Origin of the sequence: Algoriphagus sp. (assembly GCF_024305035.1) — a bacterium.
In the GTDB taxonomy this organism is placed as follows: Bacteria; Bacteroidota; Bacteroidia; order Cytophagales; family Cyclobacteriaceae; genus Algoriphagus.
This window is the reverse complement of record NZ_JAMWZB010000006.1, coordinates 36,303-59,284: the sequence shown is the minus strand read 5'-3', so window position 1 is coordinate 59,284 and position 22,982 is coordinate 36,303. Positions and strand designations below refer to the sequence as shown.

The following is a 22,982-nucleotide window of genomic DNA, read 5'->3' as shown; positions in this document are numbered from 1 at the left end:
ACCTGAAAGATTGGTGAATCATTAGCCTTCTGCTTTTTTTCCAAATTCCTTTGGATACTTAGCCGCAAAAGCCATTACAAAGCTTGGGATCGTAGCGACCACCACCCATACAAAAAAGCCAGGATAGCCTAGCCATTCCTGCATGTAGCCGGAGATCATTCCGGGCACCATCATTCCCAAAGCCATAAAACCTGTCGCTAAAGCATAGTGTGCAGTTTTGAAGAGTCCTTCCGCCAAATAAATCAGAAAGACCATGTAGGCCGCAAATCCAAAGCCGTAACCGAGCTGTTCGATGAGGACGACAATTGCCGGGAAAAGAAAAGACTCTGGCTGAATCCAAGAAAGCAACACATATCCGACATTTGGTAAATTAATAGCCATTGCCATGGGAATCATCCATTTGCCTAGTCCATCCTTTGAAATTAAAACGCCTCCAATAATGCCTCCAGCCAACAGGGCGATTACCCCCAAGGTACCATACAAATAACCCACTTCGGTCACGCTAAGTCCTAGGCCACCCACTTCTCTAGTATCCAAAAAGAATGGGGAAGCCATCTTGACCAATTGGGATTCCCCTAATCGGTACAGAAGAACAAAGGCCAAAGACAAGCCGATATTTTTCTTGGTGAAAAAAGTTTCAAAAACTTTCCCGAAACTGGGACGATCTGCTTTCGCAATTTTATACTCGATAACTTTGGGAGTAGCTAAATAATTGACTCCTGTTAGTAAAAGCATCAGTCCGGATACAGCGATCATCGTCCAGGACCAAGCTTGAGCAGGATTTCCATATTTATTTTCAAGGTAGCCGGCAAAAATCACAATCAAACCCTGCCCGGTGATCATTCCGACCCGATAAAATGTACTTCGCATCCCCACGAAGAAGCTTTGTTGATCCGGTTTTAAAGCAATCAAATACAAACCATCCGAGGCAATGTCATTGGTGGCCGAAGCGAAGGCTCCCATCCAAAAAAAGGCAAGTGTAATTAAAAAAAACTGGTTGATTCCTGTCGTTAGTCCTACAGCCAAAAAAACAAGGGATAGGATTAGTTGCATGCTCAGAAACCACTGTTTTTTGTTTCCAAAAAGTTCCAGAATCGGACTCCAAATCGGTTTGATTACCCAGGGTAGGTATAAAAAAGAGGTGTATAGTCCGATGTCTGCATTGGAAATGCCCAAACTTTTATACATCACCACAGACACGGTAATGATGATTACATAAGGCAGGGACTCGGTAAGATAAAGTGATGGAACCCAGATCCATGGGTTTTTAGTGGGGTGTTGGGTCATGATTTTCGGAGTAAATGCTGATAAACACTAATTTCGGAGTCCTCAATGAGTTTAGCCCCCACCGTCTTAGTGTAAAATTCCGAAGGGCCCACACCGCCAATAATTGCATAGGCATAGCCCATTTCCCGGAGGGATTCGAGGGATTTGATTAAGAGTATTTTTCCGATTCCTTTTCCGCGTTCGGATTCTTGGGTTCCGGTTGGGCCAAAGAAATTTCTAGCGGTGCACTCATAGCAGGCAAAACCCAGAATCTCGTTTTCCCGCTGTGCGATCCAGCAGGCTACCGGTTGACGGGAAAAGGCAACGTCCACCTCCGACTGCCAATAGGCTCCAAAGTGCTCCAAGACCCAATCAGAAAGCAAGTGTTTTTCAGGAGCAATTGCTCTGCGAAAAATCATATTTTCCTTTTCTGATAACCTTTTTTCTAAGTCAGAAATATCGGGTAAGCTGATCAAGCGAACGAGCATATCCTTCATGGACGAGTCTTTTTTGGAGTTTGGAAAACCTGTGTTTGCACAATTCGGCCGTAATGGTCGATCCATCGCACAGCCAAATAATTGCTGTGTAAACTGCTGACCTCAAGTTGACGAGCACGGGTGCCCCCCACCCAGACGGTGTGAATTTCTGCTTCCGCCAATTCGGTTAATTCATCTGCGCCCTGTATCATGGCATAGCGGATGGCTGGATCCAAAGGTTTCTCTAACATGATTTTGGTCCAATCTTCGGTTGCCTCTACGAGCAGGACCGCAGGTGTTTCGATAATTGAGGTAGATTTCGGTTCGAAGGCAGGTGGTAAAGTTGGTCGATCGTAGAGTTCCTGCTGAAGAAGCTTAGCCACATCCTGATTTTTGCTATAAAGGGATTTGGCCGAGAAAAAAGCATTGCCTTGAATAGAGGGCAGGGTGCGGGAATAATGGATTTGATTGTTGATTTCACGTGGGTTGTCCCAAGCTTTGTCGGCATTGTCGCGAATTTTGTAGGGGCCGTTTCCTATATAAATATGGGTACCAAAATTATTGATTGACCACCAGTCATTGAGTTTGCGGTAGCTGGCCAAATCATAGTCCAAGCTCCAATACAGCTGGGGAATCAAGTAATCGATCCAACCATTTTTCATCCAAGTCAGCGGATCTGCATAAAGGTCATCATAATTAGTCTGTCCGGCGCGCGTGGGCGAGCCTTTGGGGTCTTTGTCCTGATTGCGCCAAACTCCAAAAGGAGAAATACCAAATTGTACCCAAGGTTTAGATTTTTTAATGGTTTGGTGGACAGCTTCAATTAAATGATTAACGTTTTCCCTGCGCCAGTCATCAATAGATTGACCTGGTTTTTTGTATTGTCCAAATGCCTTTTGATCAGGGAAAACCTGATTTCCGATTTTATAGGGATAAAAATAATCGTCAAAATGAATAGCATCCAGATCATAGTTGCTGACCAATTCCTGGATCACCCCAACAAATTTTTCCCTTACTTCCGGTAAGCCAGGATTGTAATAATATTTAGAACCGTACTTCAACATCCAATCTGGGTGAAGGTAAAAATCGTGATCCTTACTCAAAAGGTTGATTTTGTCATCGAAAGTGGCTCGGTAAGGATTGAGCCATGCATGAAATTCAAACCCACGTTGATGGGCTTGATTGATCATCCAAGTCAGTGGATTTTCGGTGGTAGTGGGTGCTTTTCCTTCTTTTCCAGTCAAATAACGGGACCACGGGGCATAGCGGCTGGGATAAAAGGCGTCTCCTGCGGTTCGAACTTGTACAATGACAGCGTTGAAATTCAACTTTTTATAATGATCCAAAAGGGAAAGGAAATCTGCTTTTTGCTTTTCCCAGCTATCGGTTCCGGATTCCGGCCAGTCGATATTGACCACGGTCGCAATCCATACTCCCCGGAATTCCCGAGGCATTTCCGGCATAGCAAAGGGCAAAGGTTGTAACATCACGGGAACTTTTGCCAGGGGTTTTTCCGGCAACTGTTTCTCCGAGAGGGCTGGGGTTTCTTCCCCCAATTCTCTCTGAGGGGGGGCTGTTGAGCTATTTTTTGAACTTTTACAAGCCCATAAAACCGAAAAAATCAGAAAATACGCGATGAGTTTACCTAATTGCTTCATCGAATTATTGTTGGGGAATGGGCTGAAGGTTAAGGTCTGAGAGGTTTCTGCGTAGCTTATTCATAAAGGCATCTCCAGGATCGGTTTTGACAGTCCGATAGTCTGGGTCCGCCTCTTTCCAGAGCTCGGTTTCTTGGAAAAGTTGGTATTCATGATGCCCGATCACGTAATGGATTTCGGGGTATTTTTTTTGCAAATAGCGGATGAGCTCTTCATTGGCATTGAGCTGGGCTGCAGTGAGTGGTGCCTCTGGTCCACCCACATTTTCGATTCCAATAGCACAATAATTCAACCCTATAGTATGTCTAGCAAATGCCGTATCCGGTAAAAGTCTAAAAATCGTCCCATCCCGATCGATCAGAAACTGACTCGAGACATTCAAGTTACTCGCTCCGGTCAAGTCTTCCCGTCCGCCCAAAGTTGGTTCATCAAATACATCGAAAGTCACCTCGACATTGTCGATGGCGGTCCAATGAACCACGATCATTTGTGGATCAATCGAGGCCGTTTCTTTTTCCAACCCATGCCTTTCTTTGAGGTACTGGAGGGATAGCTGCTCGCGTTCCTCATTCCAGGTAATGGGTTTGTCAATAATTCGGAAAGTCGCTTGACTTAATTTTGGACTGCAAGAGAAGAAGTTCAAACTGAGTAGCGCAATCGAAAGTAGCGTGAAGTGAGTTCTGAAAAGGAATAGTTTCATAGCGAGGGTAATTCTTCAACGCTCTAAACTACCTAGAAAAAAGCAGGATTGGGAAGATTTACTCGCTATTTTTTGCAAGGAGTAGAAGAAAAGACCTGCCTTTTGCATGTTTTTGCCGTTTTTAGTAGTTTTCCATTTCAACGATAAACCCATGCTTAAAGAAGAACGCCAAAAATACATCCTTGATCAAGTTCATCTTCATCACCGTGTCTTACTCAATGATTTAGCTGATTCACTCAATGTTTCCATTGATACGGTCCGCAGAGACGTGAAGGAACTAGCTAAGGAGAAAAAACTTAAAAAAGTCCATGGGGGGGCGACCTCTTTTGGGTTTATGAATTTTTCCAAGGATGATGGGAATATCTATCTCCAATCCAAGAAAATTCAAATTGCCGAAAAGACAGTTTCCTTGCTTTCAGAAGGGCAGGTAATTCTGATGAGTGGAGGCACCACTAATATGGAAGTGGCCAAAATGATCCCGAGAAAATTACCTCTGACCGTCTTCACCCCAAGTCTACATGTAGCCATGCAGCTTTTGGATTTGCCGGAAGTGGAGGTGATTTTTTTGGGAGGAAAACTTTTGCATGAGGCTAAATTTGCCGTGGGAGGGACAGTGGTCAATGCGTTGAATCAGCTCCGAGTCGATCTTTGTATTCTGGGGACGGGTTATCTTGATGCAGAGGCAGGTTTAACCGAGTTTGATTGGGAAGTGATTCAGGTGAAGCGGGCCATGATTAGAGCAGCCAAAAAGACAATTATTCTCTCGGTTTCAGATAAATTACATTCTGTCCAAAAGTTTCAGACCTGTGACCTTACCGCAGTTCATGCATTAGTGACGGAGCTTGACCCACAGGATCCCCTGCTCGATGCGTTTCGGCCCTATGATTTGCGATTGGTTTAACTGGTCCTTAAAAAGCCGGCTTTTGACCGGCTTTAGGGGTGAATAAGCACTTTTCTCCTTCCTTTTCAACGGAAGAAGCATTTACTATCTGAACTCGTAATCCACACCATACACCTGAGTCAGCAAGGTGGCCGGAGCATCAAGTGCAACAGCAGAGTTCGGAGGGATGGGAGTTACCGGCGAATTGGCCGCTAAATAATTTTTTAGGGCTTGATGAAGGGTAAAGGGCGTGTTTTTGGTGTCTTTAACTCCCTTGAATCGGCAAAGCATATCCTCGGGATCTCCATCTCTTTCGCAAGCGCAAATACTGTATACCCGATCAGCTTCCAGTGGTTTGCCATTGGCAGTGAGGGATTTTACTCGTTTTCCTTCTTCTCCAAAAGCTAAAAATTTGACCTCGAGTCCACGAAATTTGATGACCCAGCCACCAAAGCGTTTGGAGGCTTCTTTGGCAAATACATTATTCAATTCCTTTTCCAGCCAAGCTGAAATTTGGGCTCCAGTGACCTTGCCGGTTCGGATTTGGGAATCTACGGGCAACATGTCAAAAATAAATCCATTTGTGATGGGGATATTTCCGGTCTGGTCAGGCGTGGTTCGTGGGGGGCAAAATCGAAATCCATTCGAAAGCACGATATCTACCTCGGGGACTTGCCAACTGATGGCATCCAATATCAAGGTATCGATTGGGTTTTCGATCACAAAATAGCGGTAAAGCGGTACGGTACTGTAACCAGCAATTTTTAAAATATCTTCTTGAAAGGGTTCCTCGTTTTGGGCAATGATTTTTTCGATCACCGGATCAGGTTTATTTTCATCTGACTTCACCTCGAGCAATTCATAGCTGTCAGAAACTACTTTTCCATCCTCAATTTTCAATTCCAATTTCCCCACAAAAGAACCAAAAGCTCCTGGTTCTACCACTTTTGCATAGTTGGCTTCAATGGGCTTTCTGACCCGCTCATGGGTATCCCCGCCCAGAATGTAATCGACTCCTTTGCATTCGGGTAGGTTGGCTAAGTTGATTTGCTGGGAAAGGCCCAAGTGGGCAATTATGGCTACGAAAGCACATTTTTCTTGATGTCGAAGAACATCGACGTAGTGGGCCAGATTTTCCTCTGGCTTGGTATAGATGATTCCCTTGCTATAATCGGGTGATTGTCTCATCGGAACCAAGTGATCGGTATAACCCAGAAAGCCTATTTTGACACCATTTACCGACCAGATATGATACGGGTTGAAAATAAGTTCGCCCTTTTTTCCCTCACCCAAATCATGATACATATTTGCACAGATTTTTGGGGCATGAAGCGAACCTAAAAGATGTTGCATGGCGGGTTTTTGATAAACAACTTCCCAGTTTCCAGGCAGGTAGAGATCGTATCCCATTTCATTGAGAATCGGCACCATGGCCTCTCCAGTGGTTCTGACAGATAGTTCAGACCCTTGAAACATATCTCCGGTATCCATTACCAAACTGTAGTCTGATTTTTTGCGCTCCTTATCCAAAAAAGTTTTCAATTGCGCATATCCTCCGGTTTTTCGATAGACGGCCTGGCCATTTTCCCAAAACAATTCATCATGGGGATGAATCTGACAGTGAACATCCGTAGTCTGAAGGATAGTCAGTGTAAATGTTTTTGGAATAATTTTTTTGTTTTCGGCATGAGCTACACTGGAGGAGAGGTGGATCAGGCTGGTGCCTGCACCAATTGCTCCAAGTTGTGCCATAAATTTTCTTCTGGAGGATTTCATCGATTACGGGTAAGGGTTATTTGGGTGATTTAATGGTCAAAGTCGAATGAGGGAATACTATTTTTTACCCAAATTCGCTGATAAAAGTAGAAATCTCCAGCTACTCCATTTGGTGACTTTGGTTACAAAAGGGGGGAAATAAAAATGACCCAAGTCAATTGAGAATCAGGTCATTTGAATAGTTAAAGTAAACGAAAGGCTATTCTACACTTGAGGTGAATTTTATTACCGAGTTGGATATGGGTTTTACGGTTTGGAGGTAAGCATAGATGGCTTTCAGGTCTTCTTCTTTCATCCCCGCATACATGACCCAAGGCATGATTGAATTAAATTCACCTGGACTGACAGTGGCTGGGGTGTAGCGATTTGGATCGTACTGTTTAAATCGCTCAACAAAAGCCTGCTCGCTCCAGTTTCCAATTCCCGTTTCGGAATCCGGAGTAATATTGGCTGAGGTCACCATGGATCCATCTGGAAAAGGAAAGTTTCTTCCACCGCCAAAGGCCAAATCTTTCTTAATCATCCCCTGGGGGTCAGCCTGGGTATGACATTCGATACATCCCGAAGCATTGGTCAGGTATTTTCCGTAAGCGACTTGATCGCCTGGGTCTGGTTTTTGGGTAGGTTCTGGATCTACTGGAATGGTTTTTAAAATTAGGCTTACGGGAAAATCAGCTTCAGATTCGGGGATTTCACTTGCTATGGAGGGAAGAGACCTGATGTAGGCGATGATATCATAAATGTCTTCTGGGTCCATTTTGCCATAGTATAAGTAGGGCATCACCGGAAACATTGCCCTGCCATCATGGGTCACACCGGAAGTAATTAGCCGATAGAGTTCCCCGTCGGTATAATCTGAAATTCCATAAGGGGTAATATTTTTGGCATAAAAAACGCCTGGGAATCCCATGGATTGGTCAAATCGATCTCCACCCTGTCCCACTGTGCCCGGAGTGGGCGGGCCAGAAAACTTAGAGAAATCTCGGACCGAATGGCAATCCATACACACAGTGACATGGTTGGCGAGGTATTTTCCTCGTTCGATTCGTTCGGAACTGTAATCAATCGATAGCTCAGGTGCGGGTGAAACATTGGGGAATGCCATCGTGATATAGGCAAAGCCAGCAAGGACTAGAATTAGGACGATACCAATAATCCAGGCAAAGATTTTAATTGCTTTCTTCATAATACGTAGTAGGTTGGGAATCAGAAATATATAAAAAATTATCAAAATTTGAATTTCAAATACATAAAAAATACTTTCAAAAAGATTTTTTTCAGATATAAATCGTTTTGTTGGTCCGGTTTGCTTACTTTTTATTTGGATTTTTTTTAGTTTGTAAGGAAAAATTTTGCTCTGTGATTTTATTCCTTTTATTTTCCCATTCATTAAGTAATGAAAGATTGATGCCTATCCTATGAAAAGATTATCGATTACACTTGCGCTTTTTTTCATCCTATTTGGCCTGAAGGCTCAGCAGGAGGTGATTCAAAAAATAGAATCCGCAAAAGATTTTTACGCTGACATCGCTCTTCAGATTTGGTCCAATCCAGAATTGGGCTACCTAGAGACCGAGAGCTCTGCCTTACTTCAGAAAACCTTATCTGATGCTGGATTTGCCGTTAAGGCAGGTGTAGCAGCTATACCTACTGCTTTTGTCGCAGAGTTTGGCTCGGGCAAGCCCGTGATCGGGATAATGGCTGAGTTTGATGCCCTTCCTGGGGTGTCTCAGGATGCCGTGCCTTTCCGTCAACCTGTTACTGAAGGGGGGGCAGGTCATGCTTGTGGACATCATCTTTTTGGTACGGCTTCAGTCGCTGCAGGAATTGCAGTAAAACAATGGATGGAAGCAAATGGGGTTAAAGGCACGATCCGAGTGTTTGGAACGCCCGCCGAAGAAGGTGGAGGAGGAAAAGTGTACATGGCACGTGCGGGATTGGTGTCGGATGTAGATGCGATGCTGCATTGGCATCCAAGTTCCAGAAATAATGCTGGAGCCAACAGCTCCTTGGCAAATATTTCTACTAAGTTCAGGTTTTATGGGGTGGCCTCTCATGCCGCCGCAGCTCCAGAACGAGGAAAATCGGCCTTAGACGGTGTGGAAGCAATGAACTTTATGGTGAATTTGATGCGGGAGCATGTGCCTCAGGAGACCAGGATGCACTATGTAATTACCCGGGGTGGCGAGGCTCCCAATGTAGTTCCGGCATTTGCCGAGTCCTACCACTATGTGCGGCATCCAGATGCGAATGTTGTCAAGGATATTTTTCAAAAAATGGTAGCAGCAGCAGAGGGAGCTGCGAAGGGGACCCAGACAACCATGGAATATGAAATCATCAATGGAGTGTATAATCTCATGCCCAATGAAACGCTGGCCCGAGTAATGCACAAAAACCTGGAAACTGTCGGAGGGGTAAACTATGATGCTGAGGAGCTGAAGTTTGCCCAGGAAATGATCGAGGGATTTGAGGGAATAGAGGTAAGTCCAGCCGATGCTGAAAAAATAGATCCTTTTTTGGTTCAGGAAAAAGGTACAGGAGGTTCTACCGATGTAGGAGATATCAGCTGGTTGGTGCCTACAGCTGGACTGGGTACAGCCACTTGGGTTCCGGGCACTTCAGCGCATACCTGGCAAGCGGTCGCTGCCGGAGGTACAAGTATAGGGATCAAGGGAATGATGGTCGCTGCAAAGACCTTGGCATTAACAGCGATGGACCTGTTAAAAAATCCAGAAATTGCGAGCAAAGCAAAAGCAGAATTGAAAAACAGACAGGGTGAAGGTTTTGTGTATGAAGCATTAGTGGGAGATCGAAAAGCTCCGCTGGATTACCGGAAATAATGGAGTTGATTCGTCACGGATCGATTTCTAATAAGTCAACTGGAGTACAGCATTAAGACCTTTAACAGTTTCATTTGTCCATTGATGGACTGGCTCGGGAAAAAATCCCAGAATTTAATAACTTGATCTGAAATTAACTTAACTCCTATGAACCGTAGAAAATCGCTAAAAATCATTGGTGCCACCGGCGTGGGAATTGCCGGCTTAGTCCTAGCAGATTGGAAATGGCAGTTGGTGGATCAATTGACTCATGAAGGTTTTTTTAGTTTTCAGGAAGAGAAATTGATTTCTGCGATTGCTGACACCTTTATTCCAGCGGGGATTCCTGCCAAAAGTCCATTTTCTAATCCAAAACCGATCGGCGCATTATCTACTGGAACAGACAAGTACCTGATTAGATTAATTGAGCATTGTTATGAACAAGAGGAGCAAGAGATGATCAAAAATCAATTGGCGGCATTGTCTAAAACAAACTTTCTGAACCAAGATCAGGCAGGTAGGGAAGAAATTCTTTTGGCTATGGCCAATTCTGAGGTAGAGGAAGAAAAGCAGTTTTTCGCTTTATTCAAATCTCAAACCATCACTGGGTTTACCACGGTCAAAGAAGTGATGGTAGATTATCATGGCTATCAAGTAGCTCCAGGTCTGTTCAAGGGCTGTGTCGAGCTTTCCCAAGCCTAAATTCAGAATGTAACCGACTATGAAGCTTTCTAAAATTATCTATGGAGTTTGGGCGATATTATTCGCCCTATTTGCGTATTGGCAGATCAATGATCCCGATCCTGAGGTCTGGGTAAGTATTTATGCAGTGGCGATAATTTTTTGCTTCTTAGCTATCCGTGGGATATTTCCAAAAATCCCGCTGACCGTCTTGGTGACTGTTTGCCTAATCGGTGCTTTTTATTTTTGGCCGGATTCAGTTTCGGGCTGGATTGGACAAGAGGTGGAACAGGGCGACTTGACGATGAAAACTCCTGAAATGGAAGAAGGACGGGAATCGTTTGGGCTTTTGATCATTGCCTTAGTAAATATTCCAGGGCTATTCAAAGCGTGGAGAGGTTGACAAAAGGCTTGCATTTGGATAGCGCAAGCCTTTTGTGATCAGAGATTTTTTAATTCCCCAATTAATTTTTCCAAAGAGTCTTTCGCATCGCCAAAAAGCATCCGGTTTTTGGGGTGGAAAAACAGTTCATTTTCGATCCCAGCATAACCTTTTCCCATGGAACGCTTGAGAACAATCACGTTTTTCGCATTCCAAACCTTGATGATGGGCATCCCAAAAATCGGACTTCCGGGATCATTTTCCGCTGCAGGGTTGACCACGTCATTGGCACCGATGACCAATACCACATCGGTATTTGCCATGTCGTCATTGGCATCTTCCATTTCCAGTAATTTGGGGTAGGGAACATCTGCCTCAGCAAGTAAGACATTCATATGCCCTGGCATTCGGCCTGCGACCGGATGGATAGCGTAGCTTAATTCGACTCCTTTATCTTCCAGTATTTTTTCCAAATTATGGACGGTGTGCTGGGCTTGAGCCACTGCCAATCCGTACCCGGGAACCACGCTGACTTTATGGGCATAAGCGAGCAAAATCGCCGCATCGGTAATTCCGATTTCTTTGACTGTTCCTTGTTCTCTGGATTTTGCAGCCGAAGTTCCACCGCCTCCAAAAGATCCGATAATTACATTGGTTAGCGAGCGATTCATGGCCGTACACATCAAAACAGTTAGGATTGTACCGGCCGAACCTACCAAGATCCCACCGGTCAACATGGCTTGATTTCCATAGAGGAAGCCACCAAAAGCTGCCGCCATTCCCGTAAAACTATTTAAGAGTGAGATTACCACCGGCATATCTGCCCCTCCGATTGGCATCACGAAAAGTACTCCGTATACTAAGGAAAGCACCAATAATGCATATATCAACGACATACTTAGGTTTCCAGAAGCAGCGAGATATACTGCTAACCCGAATAGGGCAAAAAGTAAAGCGATATTGATAAACTGACCCGCAGGAAGGGCTTTGTCGGCTATTTTACCCTCCAGTTTCCCATAGGCGATCAAAGAACCTGAAAATGAAACCGAGCCGATAATCAATCCGAGCAAAATCACGATCAGCATTCCAGTTGAAATCTCCCCGCCATGACGAAGGTGGTCAAATTCCACCAAAGAAATTACGCCGGCGCAGGCACCGCCCATCCCATTGAAGAAGGAGACCATCTGGGGCATGGCCGTCATTTTGACTTTGAGGGCCATCCGAGTCCCGATAACTGTTCCAATCACCAAGCCGGCCAAAATCAAGGAATAGTTCAGCCATTTGTCAGCACTGAATTCCTCTTTGAATAAAAGGGTGGCAGCAATAGCCAATCCCATCCCATAGCCAGCAAGGAGATTCCCTCTACGGGCTTTATCCGGGCTGGATAACATCTTCAGTCCAAGAATAAAAGTAACCGAAGCGATCATGTAGCTGAGTTCCAAAAGACTCAATCCGAGTAAGTCGTTTTGCATCATTACCGGGCTTTTTTCTTAAACATTTCCAGCATTCTATCGGTCACGACAAATCCCCCGACCACATTGAGCGTGCCTAAAATCACGGCCAGAAATCCCAAGACTAATGCATAATAATTTGTGGGATCCGCTTGAAGCATGATGATGATGGATCCAATGATGACCACTCCGTGAATGGCATTTGCACCAGACATCAAGGGGGTGTGTAGGACAGCTGGGACATTGGATATGATCTCAATTCCCAAAAAGATCGAGACCAGAATGAGGAAAATGAATTCCCTGTTTTCATAAAATAGATTGAGGATATCTTCCATTAGTTGACAGTTTCGGTTGGGTAAAGAATTGATTTTACGCGGGCACTCATCACTTCACCTTGATGGGTAACACAGGTATTGACGAGGATATCATCCTCCCAGTTGAGATTAAGTCCGCCTTCGGCGGTGATCATGAGTTTGAGGAAATTCACCATATTTTTGCCATACATTTTGCTCGCATCGATCGGCATGGAGGAGGGGAGGTTGGAATTGCCGATGATTTTCACACCGTGCTTTTCAAAGATTTTTTGGTCTTGGGTAAGTTCGCAGTTGCCGCCTGAGGAAGCGGCTAAATCAACGATTACCGAGCCAGGTGCCATGGCTTCTACGGTTTCTTTGCTGATGAGTAAGGGGGCCTTTCGTCCCGGAATCTGAGCGGTACAGATGATGATATTGGCTTTTTTTGCATGTTCCTGAATGAGTGCTTGTTGTTTGGTTTGGTAGGCTTCACTCTGTTCTACAGCGTATCCTCCTGCACTTGCCTCATCTTTGGCGCCTTCTACTTTGATGAATTTTGCTCCCAAGCTTTTGACTTCTTCTTCCGCAGCTGCCCGGACATCAAAGGCTTCCACTACCGCCCCCAGCCTCCTGGCAGTTGCAATAGCTTGGAGCCCAGCCACCCCTGCTCCCAATACCAAAACTTTGGATGGAATAATACTACCTGCTGCAGTCATAAACATTGGGAAAAATCGTGGAGATTGGTTTGCAGCGGTCAACACTGCCTGATATCCCGCGACGGTGGACATGGAGGAAAGTACATCCATAGACTGGGCTCGTGTGGTTCTTGGAACATTATCCATGGAAAATGAGGTTACTTTTAAACCCAAGAGTTGATCGACCAATTTCTTATTAGATAAAGGCTGGAACTGGCAAACCAACACTTGATTTTCGTTCAGATGGTCGATTTCTTCAGATGAGGGAGGATGAATGCTTAAGATCACATCCGATTGTAGAATTTCAGCTCTTGTGCCGAGTTCAGCACCCACTGCCAGGTAGTTTTCATCGCTTGAAAAAGCAGTTTTTCCTGCCTCCTTTTCCACTTGGACTTTCACATTCAAATCAATGAAAGTTTTGACGCTTTCGGGTAATAAGGCCACCCGACTTTCCCCTTCCGGTTCTTTTAGCAGACCAATTGTCATATTGAACAGTTTATTTCATAATGTCTCAAATTACTGTTTTCCTACTTATTTAAAAACTTAATTTGGATCAATGGGGAAATTAAAAAACTGATTGAAATCAGGGTTTTTCCTTTTATCCGAAGGTGAGATTTGGGATATTGGTAGCGGAATTTCTCCGGAATCTTTGGAATGCCTTTCACCATGACCTTAGCCTATTTTCGTGATTATTGTCTAGCCAAAACAGGAGTGACTGAGGACGCTCCTTTTGATGAAAATACACTTTGCTTCAGGGTAGGAGGAAAGATTTTTGCGATCACAGATTTAGCCTGTTTCGAATACATCAATTTGAAATGTGATCCCGAATATGCATTGGAACTCAGGGAGCAGTATGAGGGAATCCGACCGGGATATCACATGAATAAAAAAACATGGAATTCGGTCTATGCAAAATCGGATGTTCCCGATCAATTGATTCTGGATTTGGCAGATCAATCCTATCAACTCATCTTTGCTTCGCTGTCAAAGAAAATTCAAGCCGAAATTAATTCATGAGTTTTTTCGAGGCCAAAAAAATCAAAAAATCCTATGAAAATCTTCCTGCACTTCAGGAGTTTTCGCTGTGTCTGAACCGGGGGGAGTTTCTGTCCATTGTAGGAGAGAGTGGCTCGGGTAAATCTACGCTGTTGCGGATTTTGGCGGGTCTCGAAGTACAGGATTCGGGAAATGTTTTTTTGAATCAGGAGGAGATTTTGAATCCAAAGAAAAAGCTGGTTCCGGGCTATGATGAGGTGAAATTGATCCATCAGGATTACCATCTATTGCCCAATTCGACGGTGGCGGAGAATATCCGCCGACCACTCCTTCACTACGATAAAAAGTATGCAAAAGTCCGTGAGGAAAAGTTATTACAGCAATTTGGGTTGAAGGATTTTCGGGATCGGCTTCCCCGTCAGCTTTCAGGTGGACAGCAGCAGAAAGTGGCCATAGCAGCGGCTTTGGCGATCGAACCCGAAGTGCTTTTGCTGGACGAGCCTTTTTCTTCGCTTGACACGATTCAGAAGCACCGTTTAATCGACGAGTTAGGGAACTTGTTTCAAACCTCCAAAACCACCGTCATCTTTGTTACCCACGATTTGGATGATGCCTTACGACTGACAGATAACCTAATTATTCTCAGAAATGGAGCAGTCGTCCAAAAAGGCAATTCATTTGAGCTTTGTACTCAGCCCCAAAGCCAGTATGTTGCCCGCCTGTTTTCTCATATCAATGCGATTCCAGGAGAGAAAAATGAATTTATCCGACCCAATGAAGTTAAGCTGAGAAGCAAAGCCGGGCTCTTGGGGCATGTGGTGGATTTGCGGTTTTTGGTTCACTTTAATTCCCTTCAAATCAAATTAAAGGAAAGTGGGCAGGTCTGGGAGGTAGATGATCCATTAAGAAAATACCAAGTAGGTGATCGGGTGTACTTGCAGTGGGAGAAGGAAAAAGTGATGCAGCTATTAAGCTAAAAAGGGTATGGCCTTGTTTCGAAATACGTAAAAAAGCTTAAAAAACCTTCCGAGGGATTGAAACCTTCGGAAGGAAAAGAGGAAATTTTGCTGCTTAGGGTTACTGAAAAGGGTCTACTCTTCTTCCCCGTGTTCCCCGTGAACATGACCGTGGGCGATTTCATCAGCAGTTGCTTCCCGAACTTCGATGACGGTCCCTTCGAAATGTAAATCAAAACCCACTAAAGGATGATTGAAATCCAGGAGTACACTTTCCCCCAAATCCTTCAGTACCTTAGCCTGCATTGGATAGCCATTTTCATCCATTAGAGGAAGAAATTCGCCTTCCTTGATCATTTCTTCAGTGAAACCACGCTCTTGTGAAAATTGACTTTTGGGTAAATTGACCAAAAGCTCATCGTCCGGTTCGCCATAGGCTTCCTGAACAGATAGGCTAAAAGTAAATTCATCGCCTTCTTTTTTGCCGCCAAGCAATTCCTCAAATCGCTCAGGAAGTCCACTCTGACCAAAAAGGAAATAAAAAGGATCTTCCTTGTCCCGAACTTCCACACTGAAGGGTACTGACTCGATATCGTCTTCTATTTTGCTGACTTTGAGTTCGTAGGTCAGACCGACTACGGCATTTTCTTGAATCTTCATGTTCATTTAATTAATAATTCCATTTCGTAACCGAATACTTAACCTTTCTTTTACTATCGCCCACTTACTTCTTGGAGTGGACTTTTCGAGAGGTTTGCTCGCTCGAAATACAAAATATTGATAGTCTTTTTCTTCGTAGAAAAGGGCATAGGTCTCCATTTTTTCCAAATAAAAACCAGCCTCAGAAATACTTTTGATCAGATCTCCGGAATCCAGCGGTTGGTCAATGACCTGAAGCTTTTCAGGTTCGTTTTCGATCATCCATTGTAAATACCTCGGGGAGGGAATGTGTACGAAGATCACTGAATCCGAATGGGAATGTGCCTTGATTTTCTGGAAAAGTCGGGAATGTTGATCGATTGGAATGTGCTCTAAAACATCCGGAAATACAAAAAAATCGTAGGTTTCATTCGATTTGTGAAAATCCGACATATCCGAAACTTCAAACTGAAGGTTGGGTTGGTCAGTCCAGATTTTTTTTGCCTTTTCGATGCTTTCCGGACTGATATCTACGGCAAGTACATTTCCATTTTTTACTTGATTGGCCAGTAGATGCGAAACCGTTCCGATCCCACAGCCCACTTCGAGTATCCGGTGATGGGAACGTAAACCTGAGGTGACTACTTTGTCCAAAATACTGAGATGACGGGAGTTGATTCCAGTCTTCTCTTGTTTTTCGACAAACTGATCATAAAAGCTGACTATTTTATCCTTTTCTTCCATCCCCATTTTTGTAAGTAAAAAAGATGCCTGCAATCAAGCCTAACGCAATTAAGTATTGGAAAATTACCATTGGGGCTTTGGTGGCAGTATAGCTGCTCGGAGAGAAACTGAATACAATCTCATGGCTTCCCTCAGGCACTTCCAATCCGCGAAGGAGGTAATTGGTGCGTAAGATATTTACTTCCTCCCCGTCGATGCTAGCCGTCCATCCCTCTGGGTAGAAAATCTCAGAAAAAACGACCAATCCACCGGTATCCATATCAGCTTGGTAGCGAAGTTCATTGGGACTATTTGCCTGAAGCGTAACCGAGCCTCTTCCGGCGCGTACTGTTCCTTGGCTTTCAGCCAAAGTAGCTTGGGTCTTGGTGTCAATTTTTCCGATTTGTTGGATTTCCTCTTCGTTGGAACTCACCCGAATTATCTCAGAGGGAACCCAAGCCGGCCCAATTGCTGCCGGATTTTCAAAGACTGAATTGGCCTCTTGTCCTGCGATCAGGTATTTGGTATTGAGCATGTTGATCACGCCGATCCCATCCCAATCAAAATTTCCTTCTTGTGCTTTGCGTATAAACTCCTCCATTTCGGGCTGAAGCTGGTAATCAATCAAATCTTGATACCGTCTCATTTTGGCACCATGGTAGCCCCCCAGGCTGTGAAAACGATAGCTCGTTCGTGCACCTTGGGTCAAGGATTCCCCCAAATTCAATACCCGAAAATAACCCTCATCTGCACTGACCTTTTGTTCGGCTGGAGTTTCGGCAAAAAACTGTCGGGAGGGATTACTCTGAAAAGATTCGGCATTGAGGTATTTTCGGTTCTCGACCCAGAGGTCACCGACAACCAAAACCGTCAGCGCTAATCCCAATAGGCTGTGTGAGATTTTATCTTTCAGGGTGAAATAAATTAATACGAAAGCTGCTGCAATCAAACCCAGACTTTTCCAAGCCGAAGCGGATAATAACTCTTTTCTATCTTTTTGAATCGCAGAAGCCAACCAATCGGGCAAATTGGCATCGACAGGCGCCTCAAATCGGAAAAATGCCCCACCGGCTACGGCCAAAAGGAAAAGTAATCCACCGACTGAGGCTCCTGAAATCAAAAGTGGTTTGAGATCTTTTCGCTCCAGCAATCGCTCCAGCGAAATCATCCCAAGTACGGGAATCGCAAAAAGCGTCATGCCCAGAGCCATCGAAACTGCACGGAATTTATTGTAGCCCGGTAAAATGTCAAACAGCAGGTAATTGAACCAAGAGAGGTTTTTCCCCCAACTGAGCATCAAGGAGAATATGATGATCGTACCGAAAGTAATCAGGCTTTCTTTTGGCGCTGCCCAAATTCCCAAAATTGCCAAAAAAACTAAAATGGCTCCGCCATAAATTGGCCCACCTGTAAATGGCTGATCTCCCCAGTAGGTAGGGGCACCTTGTAGAAATCCCCGTGCTTGGGCATTGTCCACTCCATTACTGCGCAAAGCTTGACCGGCGTTTGAATCGGATTCCAGCCTAGTTTGGCTTCCTCCTCCATAGAAATTCGGGATAAGTAGGGTTAAAGTTTCCAACTTGCCATTGGACCAGCTGAAGGCATAATCTTTATCTAATCCCGAAGATTCGGTTTCCAAGGTAGCCTCTCCTCTTGTGGAGTAGGGGCTGTATTCCAGCGCTGTTGCCAATCTCCCCATATTTCCTCCCACAGCCAAGATCGCTCCAATAACCAGAAATAGAAAGGTCTTGGATAAGGAAGCCAAGCTTTCCTTTTTCCAATGAAATGCCAATCGAACGACCACATAAATCACCGAAGTGAGCAGGGTGTAATAGGTGATTTGAAGATGGTTGAATTTGAGCTGAAGCAAAAGTCCCAAAGCTAATAGCGCAGCTCCGAGCAGGTTTTTTTTCTCAAAAGCCAGATGAATCCCCGCAATAATCAATGGAATCAGGCATACCGCCCAGATTTTGGCATTGTGCCCGGCTTCAAGGGAAAGTAGATTATAGGTATTGAATGAAAATGCAACAGCGCCAACGATGGCCAAAACAGGTCTCACACGAAAGCAGAGTAATAAAGTATACATTCCCAACATTCCAAAAAACAGTCCGTTGATCGGATGGGGAAGACCCAAGGTGAAAACCGAAACGAGCGCATTGGTAATGTCGCCGGGAAATTCCAGGCTAATAAAATAGGAAGGCATGCCGCCAAACATGGAATTGGTCCAGAGGGCCTGTTGGCCAGTATTTTCTCGATAATCCAAGACTTCCTTTGCAGAGCCTTCCCATTGGAGGATGTCGTTTTGGAAAATGACCTTTCCGTCGAAAACGAGCGGGGAAAAGTAAAATACCACAATGAGATAAAATACAGCCACCCCGATTAAATGAGGCAAGACTTCTTTTTGAAAATTCAACTGCATGGATGGAGTTTTTCTTCAGTGAGACAGAATCTCCGCAAATTAGGAATTAATGGGCAAACCTAGGTTCAATTTCAGCTTCATTAAGAATAATCTCCTTTCCTTGGCGGGTGAATTTGATTACTTTTGCAGGAAATAGCGGAAAAACCACATGTTTGATAATTTAAGTTTGAAACTAGACCGGGCCTTCAAAACACTGAAAGGAACGGGAAAAATAACCGAAATCAACGTTGCCACTACGGTCAAGGAAATCCGAAGAGCCTTGATTGACGCTGACGTTAATTATAAAGTAGCCAAAGAAGTCACCGATAAAATCAAAACTGAGGCCCTAGGCCGGGATGTATTGATTTCTGTTTCACCAGGGCAGCTTTTGGTTAAAATCACCCAAGAAGAACTTACCAAATTGATGGGGGGATCCAAAGTTGAGATCAAACTCAGCGGTGATCCTGCCGTAGTTTTAATTTCCGGCTTACAGGGATCGGGTAAAACCACTTTCACTGGGAAACTCGGTGCATTTTTGAAAAAACAGGGCAGGCAAGTACTTTTGGTCGCTTGTGATATTTATCGACCTGCCGCCATTGATCAGTTGAAAGTATTAGGGGAGCAAATCGGTGTGGAGGTCTATGCTGAGCCTGAGAATAAAAATGCGATCGAAATTGCCAATAATGCCATTGCCTATGCCAAGAAAACAGGCAAGAAAACGGTAGTGGTCGATACAGCGGGTCGATTGGCTGTAGATGAGCAAATGATGAATGAGATCGAGGCGTTGAAAAAAGCCTTGAATCCTTCAGAAACGCTTTTTGTGGTAGACTCCATGACCGGTCAGGATGCGGTGAACACGGCGAAGACCTTTGACGAGCGCTTGGATTTTGATGGAGTGGTTTTGACCAAACTTGATGGTGATACCCGAGGGGGTGCAGCGATTTCCATTCGCCATGTAGTCGAAAAGCCGATCAAATTTATCTCTACCGGGGAGAAAATGGAAAATCTTGACGTTTTCCATCCGGATCGAATGGCCCAGCGAATCCTCGGCATGGGAGATGTGATTTCCTTAGTGGAGCGAGCGCAGCAGTCCTTTGATGAAGAAGAAGCCAAGCGGATCAATTCCAAGATCCGAAAGAATAATTTTGACTTTGAAGATTTCCTTTCTCAGCTTGAGCAGGTCAAAAAGATGGGAAATATCAAAGACTTGATGGGGATGATTCCCGGGATGGGTAAAGCCATGAAGGGCATGGATATCGATGATGATTCTTTCAAACCGATCGAGGCGATTATCCGAAGTATGACTCCACTGGAACGGCAAAATCCTGATGTCATCGACGGAAGCCGAAGAAAGCGCATCGCTGCCGGTTCGGGGCGCAATATCACCGAAGTAAATAATTTGATGAAGCAGTTTTCGGATATGCGAAAGCTCATGAAGCAAATGAATAAAATGGGTGGAGCAAAAGCAGCCATGAGTAGAATCATGCCCGGAATGGGAAGGAAATAAAGGCTGAAGTAAAAAGTCAAAAATAGGAAAAACCCGGTCTGAAAGGATCGGGGTTTTTTGTTTTTATCATTTTCTAAAATGTTTCTTGAGAAAACAGAAGTTTAAATTGTTTTTGTAGTAAACAAAATGTGTTTTTGATCTGTAGAAAAAACACTTTGGATCGGCTAATCACATATTTCAATCGGAAATTAAGGGACTTAAGGGTTCCATGCCTTGGTTATCTGTTTGATAAAATAGGTTGGGAAAGGAAAATAAGTCCATCTGAAGTAAATCAAGAAAATATCCGAGAGATTTTCTTTTTTTAACCAACTCCAAGTTTGCATCAGGTGAGTTTTCCAAAATTTGGAGATTTTAGAGTGGATCAAGGATATGATTTTGAAATAGGCGGACCCAAAAATCTGCTCGTCAGATTCAGGCTGTTCCCAACTCTTATTTAGCCTGGGATAGGATCAAAACAGGCAACGCCTATCGAATTCCTCGTTGGGCTTTTGGATTTTTGTATCGAAGAGGAAGAAAATTTAAGATTAGGATGCTAAAAGACAGGATTGGATTTTTTTCATTAAAAATTTGGTTCTTTCTTTCTTTCGAAAACACTTAAAGGAATCAATTACGAAAAAACTCATTTTAACATTTCTTCTTTTTATGGGGATTTGGGTCCAAAACACCTCTTTTGCAGACGTGAACAGGTATTTCTGTACTGAAACCTGGTCCAATGGACATACGACTTTTACCAGAGAAAATCATTGTTATGGTACTCAATCGGGTTGTGAGTCAAGTTGTCAAATTAGTGAAGGTTGCGAAAAAGAATGTGTAGAAGACGAAGACCAGGCAGCTCCTGGTTTTGGATAAAAAAGAAAGCATTATTTTAAAAGTATGCGAATTTTAAATTTAATAGGGTTTTTGGTCCTGCTTGTATTGGGGTGTAAAAGCTATGAAAATTATACCATTCCTGAGCAAATTAGGGTTCAGCCTCAAGCTAAGACCTTGCCTTTGGATCAGATTTTTCGGAAAGTAAAAACCTTGCCATTAGAAGGGGAAACAGGACTTTATTCGATTTATCGAATGATGCCATTTCAAGAGGGCTTCATTTACACCGATTCCAAAAAAGAAAAGATTTACTTCGTTGATCCTCAAGGAAATGTTAAGTTATTCATTGATAAAAAAGGTGATGGGCCAAGAGAATATCGTTCCATTTGGGATTTGAAAATCGACTCAAATGCAGAAAAAATTGCGCTGCTGGATCGAGGCCTTGGAAAAGTGCTGATTTTTGATTCAAAAAGGAATTTGGTTAAGGAAGTTCCGATTAAAAGGAGCTTGGCAAGTTCTATCCTCTCCTTTGAGTTTATGGATTCCGATAATTTGGTGTTTTTTACCAGTGGATCTTCAGGAGCAAAATTTCTGGTTCTTAATCTCCTCACCGAATCATTAGATTTAAAAGTTCCACTTGAAAATGAATTGGATGGCTTGGCTTTTGGAAATGACCGGTCGATGACTTTTCTCAAGGGTAAGATTTCAGTAATCTATCCCTTGAGCAGAAGAATCGAACGATACACAACAGGGTTTTCAAGAGAAGAAGATGTCTTTTTGGATTTTGATCGATATCAAATCGAGGAAGATGAAATCCAAGCGATTGCAAATGATCAGGATCGCATGTTCGATTTGATCCAAAATGATGAAGATAAAAAAGCACATTCCTTTTCTTTGGTGGAGTCTCCCAACTTCTATTTCACGTCCTATTTTGTCGGGTCATTTCAAAATGGAGAATTTCTGCATACCATCATTGATAAAAAAGGGGGAGAAAATACTACATACAAGTCAGTTTCCATCGGGGGGATAGATGTGGACTTGGTACTCGTGGGCCGGGATCAAGGGGATGCAATGATCTATTCTATAAAGCCTGAGCAAATTGAAGTGATGAGTTCGAATGATATTTCTAATTTATCTCAGGAGTTGGGAATAAATGTAGCGGCTGAAAATCCAATTTTACTGTTTTGTACCCCTAAATAAAGCTTTAACTGCTTTTGAAAACCGGTCTGTTTTTCTTTTTCCCTCCCCTTATAAGATCTAGTACACCTTCTTATCCTCTTTCTTCTTCCATAGCTCGAAGACTTTTTGGGATTCCTTCCGCATTTCGTTGAGCATAGGGATTTTGCGATCGGCTGGATTGACTTTGATCTCCTCATAGATAAAGTCATCATCAAATCCTGCCTCAGCTGCGTCCTCTTTGGTGCAGGCATAAAAGACTTTGCTGGGTCGAGCCCAGAAAATAGCTCCCAAGCACATCGGGCAAGGTTCACAGGAAGTATATACTTCACAGCCTTCTAGCTGGAAATGATTTAGATTTTTGCAGGCATCTCGGATTGCGACCACTTCCGCATGTGCGGTTGGGTCATTGTTTTTCAGGACATTATTGGACCCTTTTCCGATAATTTTTCCGTCTTTGACTATGATGCGGCCAAATGGCCCGCCATGTCCGGCTTCCATTCCGTTTTGGGCTAGCTTTATGGCTAATTTTAAAAAGTGTTTTTGAGATTCATTCATGAAGCAAAGTTAAACCTTTAATGCTTTTGGTCTGATCATCTACACTCCTTTCTTGTTTTGGCTTTTAGAATTTCAGTAATCGCTTCATTTTTCTTACGATGGCTTTGCTGGCTACCTATAGTTTCTTCTCCATCAAACCTTCCGC

The 22,982-nt window shown here is 43.7% G+C and carries 21 protein-coding genes; 8 read left to right on the top strand and 13 right to left on the bottom strand.

Going from position 1 to position 22,982, the window contains the following annotated elements; translation table 11 throughout:
• Positions 1-21 precede the first annotated feature (21 nt).
• The 4 genes from Q0L00_RS04605 to Q0L00_RS04590 are packed head-to-tail and all read right to left on the bottom strand — an operon-like array spanning position 22 to position 4,100.
• Entirely contained in the window at positions 22-1,287 is a 1,266-nt protein-coding gene (locus tag Q0L00_RS04605) for an MFS transporter (RefSeq protein ID WP_297335691.1), read from the bottom strand.
• A complete protein-coding gene (locus Q0L00_RS04600; protein WP_297335690.1) occupies positions 1,284-1,763 on the bottom strand; it encodes a GNAT family N-acetyltransferase in 480 nt (159 codons plus the stop codon). The genes Q0L00_RS04605 and Q0L00_RS04600 overlap by 4 nt, the downstream gene beginning before the upstream one ends.
• Positions 1,760-3,400 carry a family 10 glycosylhydrolase gene (locus Q0L00_RS04595; protein WP_297335689.1) on the bottom strand — a complete coding sequence of 547 codons (1,641 nt, stop codon included), beginning with the start codon at positions 3,398-3,400 and terminating at the stop codon, positions 1,760-1,762. The genes Q0L00_RS04600 and Q0L00_RS04595 overlap by 4 nt, the downstream gene beginning before the upstream one ends.
• Before the next feature lie 4 nt (positions 3,401-3,404).
• The gene (locus Q0L00_RS04590) at positions 3,405-4,100 is read right to left on the bottom strand and encodes a peptidoglycan recognition family protein (protein ID WP_297335688.1); all 696 of its coding nucleotides are present in this window, start codon (positions 4,098-4,100) and stop codon (positions 3,405-3,407) included.
• A 151-nt stretch (positions 4,101-4,251) separates the two neighbouring features.
• On the opposite strand from Q0L00_RS04590, the gene Q0L00_RS04585 reads away from it, so the two are divergent.
• Positions 4,252-5,001: a DeoR/GlpR family DNA-binding transcription regulator gene (locus Q0L00_RS04585; RefSeq protein ID WP_297335687.1), complete on the top strand. Its 750-nt coding sequence runs from the start codon at positions 4,252-4,254 to the stop codon at positions 4,999-5,001.
• 84 nt (positions 5,002-5,085) lie between these two features.
• On the opposite strand, the gene Q0L00_RS04580 is transcribed toward Q0L00_RS04585, so the two are convergent.
• Positions 5,086-6,732 carry a 5'-nucleotidase C-terminal domain-containing protein gene (locus tag Q0L00_RS04580; protein ID WP_297335686.1) on the bottom strand — a complete coding sequence of 549 codons (1,647 nt, stop codon included), beginning with the start codon at positions 6,730-6,732 and terminating at the stop codon, positions 5,086-5,088.
• Between the two features lie 223 nt (positions 6,733-6,955).
• The gene (locus Q0L00_RS04575; RefSeq protein ID WP_297335685.1) at positions 6,956-7,942 is read right to left on the bottom strand and encodes a cytochrome c; all 987 of its coding nucleotides are present in this window, start codon (positions 7,940-7,942) and stop codon (positions 6,956-6,958) included.
• A 232-nt stretch (positions 7,943-8,174) separates the two neighbouring features.
• Between Q0L00_RS04575 and Q0L00_RS04570 the strand changes: the two genes are divergently transcribed.
• The 3 genes from Q0L00_RS04570 to Q0L00_RS04560 all read left to right on the top strand — a co-directional run bounded on the left by Q0L00_RS04570 (position 8,175) and on the right by Q0L00_RS04560 (position 10,659).
• Positions 8,175-9,596 carry an amidohydrolase gene (locus tag Q0L00_RS04570; protein WP_297335684.1) on the top strand — a complete coding sequence of 474 codons (1,422 nt, stop codon included), beginning with the start codon at positions 8,175-8,177 and terminating at the stop codon, positions 9,594-9,596.
• Positions 9,597-9,743: 147 nt separating this feature from the next.
• The gene (locus Q0L00_RS04565; RefSeq protein ID WP_297335683.1) at positions 9,744-10,277 is read left to right on the top strand and encodes a gluconate 2-dehydrogenase subunit 3 family protein; all 534 of its coding nucleotides are present in this window, start codon (positions 9,744-9,746) and stop codon (positions 10,275-10,277) included.
• A 19-nt stretch (positions 10,278-10,296) separates the two neighbouring features.
• Positions 10,297-10,659, top strand: a complete 363-nt coding sequence (locus Q0L00_RS04560; RefSeq protein ID WP_297335682.1) for a transmembrane 220 family protein — start codon at positions 10,297-10,299, stop codon at positions 10,657-10,659.
• Positions 10,660-10,697: 38 nt separating this feature from the next.
• Here the strand turns inward: Q0L00_RS04560 and Q0L00_RS04555 are convergent, their stop codons facing one another.
• Genes Q0L00_RS04555 through Q0L00_RS04545 form a run of 3 tightly spaced genes read right to left on the bottom strand, consistent with a single transcriptional unit; the run spans position 10,698 to position 13,563 of the window.
• Complete coding sequence (locus Q0L00_RS04555) at positions 10,698-12,113, bottom strand: NAD(P)(+) transhydrogenase (Re/Si-specific) subunit beta (protein WP_297335681.1); 1,416 nt, start codon at positions 12,111-12,113, stop codon at positions 10,698-10,700.
• Positions 12,113-12,424, bottom strand: coding sequence for an NAD(P) transhydrogenase subunit alpha (locus tag Q0L00_RS04550; RefSeq protein ID WP_297335680.1), 312 nt, complete (start codon positions 12,422-12,424; stop codon positions 12,113-12,115). The genes Q0L00_RS04555 and Q0L00_RS04550 overlap by 1 nt, the downstream gene beginning before the upstream one ends.
• A complete protein-coding gene (locus tag Q0L00_RS04545) occupies positions 12,424-13,563 on the bottom strand; it encodes a Re/Si-specific NAD(P)(+) transhydrogenase subunit alpha (protein ID WP_297335679.1) in 1,140 nt (379 codons plus the stop codon). The genes Q0L00_RS04550 and Q0L00_RS04545 overlap by 1 nt, the downstream gene beginning before the upstream one ends.
• Positions 13,564-13,743: 180 nt before the next feature.
• On the opposite strand from Q0L00_RS04545, the gene Q0L00_RS04540 reads away from it, so the two are divergent.
• Together Q0L00_RS04540 and Q0L00_RS04535 are read left to right on the top strand one after the other, a co-directional pair.
• The gene (locus tag Q0L00_RS04540; protein WP_297335776.1) at positions 13,744-14,094 is read left to right on the top strand and encodes an MmcQ/YjbR family DNA-binding protein; all 351 of its coding nucleotides are present in this window, start codon (positions 13,744-13,746) and stop codon (positions 14,092-14,094) included.
• Positions 14,091-15,050 carry an ABC transporter ATP-binding protein gene (locus tag Q0L00_RS04535; RefSeq protein ID WP_297335678.1) on the top strand — a complete coding sequence of 320 codons (960 nt, stop codon included), beginning with the start codon at positions 14,091-14,093 and terminating at the stop codon, positions 15,048-15,050. The genes Q0L00_RS04540 and Q0L00_RS04535 overlap by 4 nt, the downstream gene beginning before the upstream one ends.
• Positions 15,051-15,164: 114 nt before the next feature.
• Here Q0L00_RS04535 and Q0L00_RS04530 read toward each other — a convergent pair whose 3' ends face one another.
• From Q0L00_RS04530 to Q0L00_RS04520, 3 genes are read right to left on the bottom strand one after another with little or no spacing between them, the layout of a single operon-like run.
• On the bottom strand, positions 15,165-15,689 hold the full coding sequence (locus tag Q0L00_RS04530; RefSeq protein ID WP_297335677.1) for an FKBP-type peptidyl-prolyl cis-trans isomerase: 525 nt from the start codon (positions 15,687-15,689) through the stop codon (positions 15,165-15,167).
• A gap of 6 nt (positions 15,690-15,695) precedes the next feature.
• A complete protein-coding gene (locus Q0L00_RS04525; RefSeq protein WP_297335676.1) occupies positions 15,696-16,412 on the bottom strand; it encodes a class I SAM-dependent methyltransferase in 717 nt (238 codons plus the stop codon).
• Positions 16,396-18,810, bottom strand: coding sequence for a YfhO family protein (locus tag Q0L00_RS04520; RefSeq protein ID WP_297335675.1), 2,415 nt, complete (start codon positions 18,808-18,810; stop codon positions 16,396-16,398). The genes Q0L00_RS04525 and Q0L00_RS04520 overlap by 17 nt, the downstream gene beginning before the upstream one ends.
• 148 nt (positions 18,811-18,958) lie before the next feature.
• On the opposite strand from Q0L00_RS04520, the gene ffh reads away from it, so the two are divergent.
• Together ffh and Q0L00_RS04510 are read left to right on the top strand one after the other, a co-directional pair.
• Complete coding sequence (gene ffh, locus Q0L00_RS04515) at positions 18,959-20,296, top strand: signal recognition particle protein (RefSeq protein ID WP_297335674.1); 1,338 nt, start codon at positions 18,959-18,961, stop codon at positions 20,294-20,296.
• Positions 20,297-21,169: 873 nt separating this feature from the next.
• A complete protein-coding gene (locus Q0L00_RS04510) occupies positions 21,170-22,303 on the top strand; it encodes a 6-bladed beta-propeller (RefSeq protein WP_297335673.1) in 1,134 nt (377 codons plus the stop codon).
• Between the two features lie 57 nt (positions 22,304-22,360).
• Here Q0L00_RS04510 and Q0L00_RS04505 read toward each other — a convergent pair whose 3' ends face one another.
• A complete protein-coding gene (locus Q0L00_RS04505) occupies positions 22,361-22,837 on the bottom strand; it encodes a nucleoside deaminase (RefSeq protein WP_297335672.1) in 477 nt (158 codons plus the stop codon).
• Between the last annotated feature and the right edge of the window lie 145 nt (positions 22,838-22,982).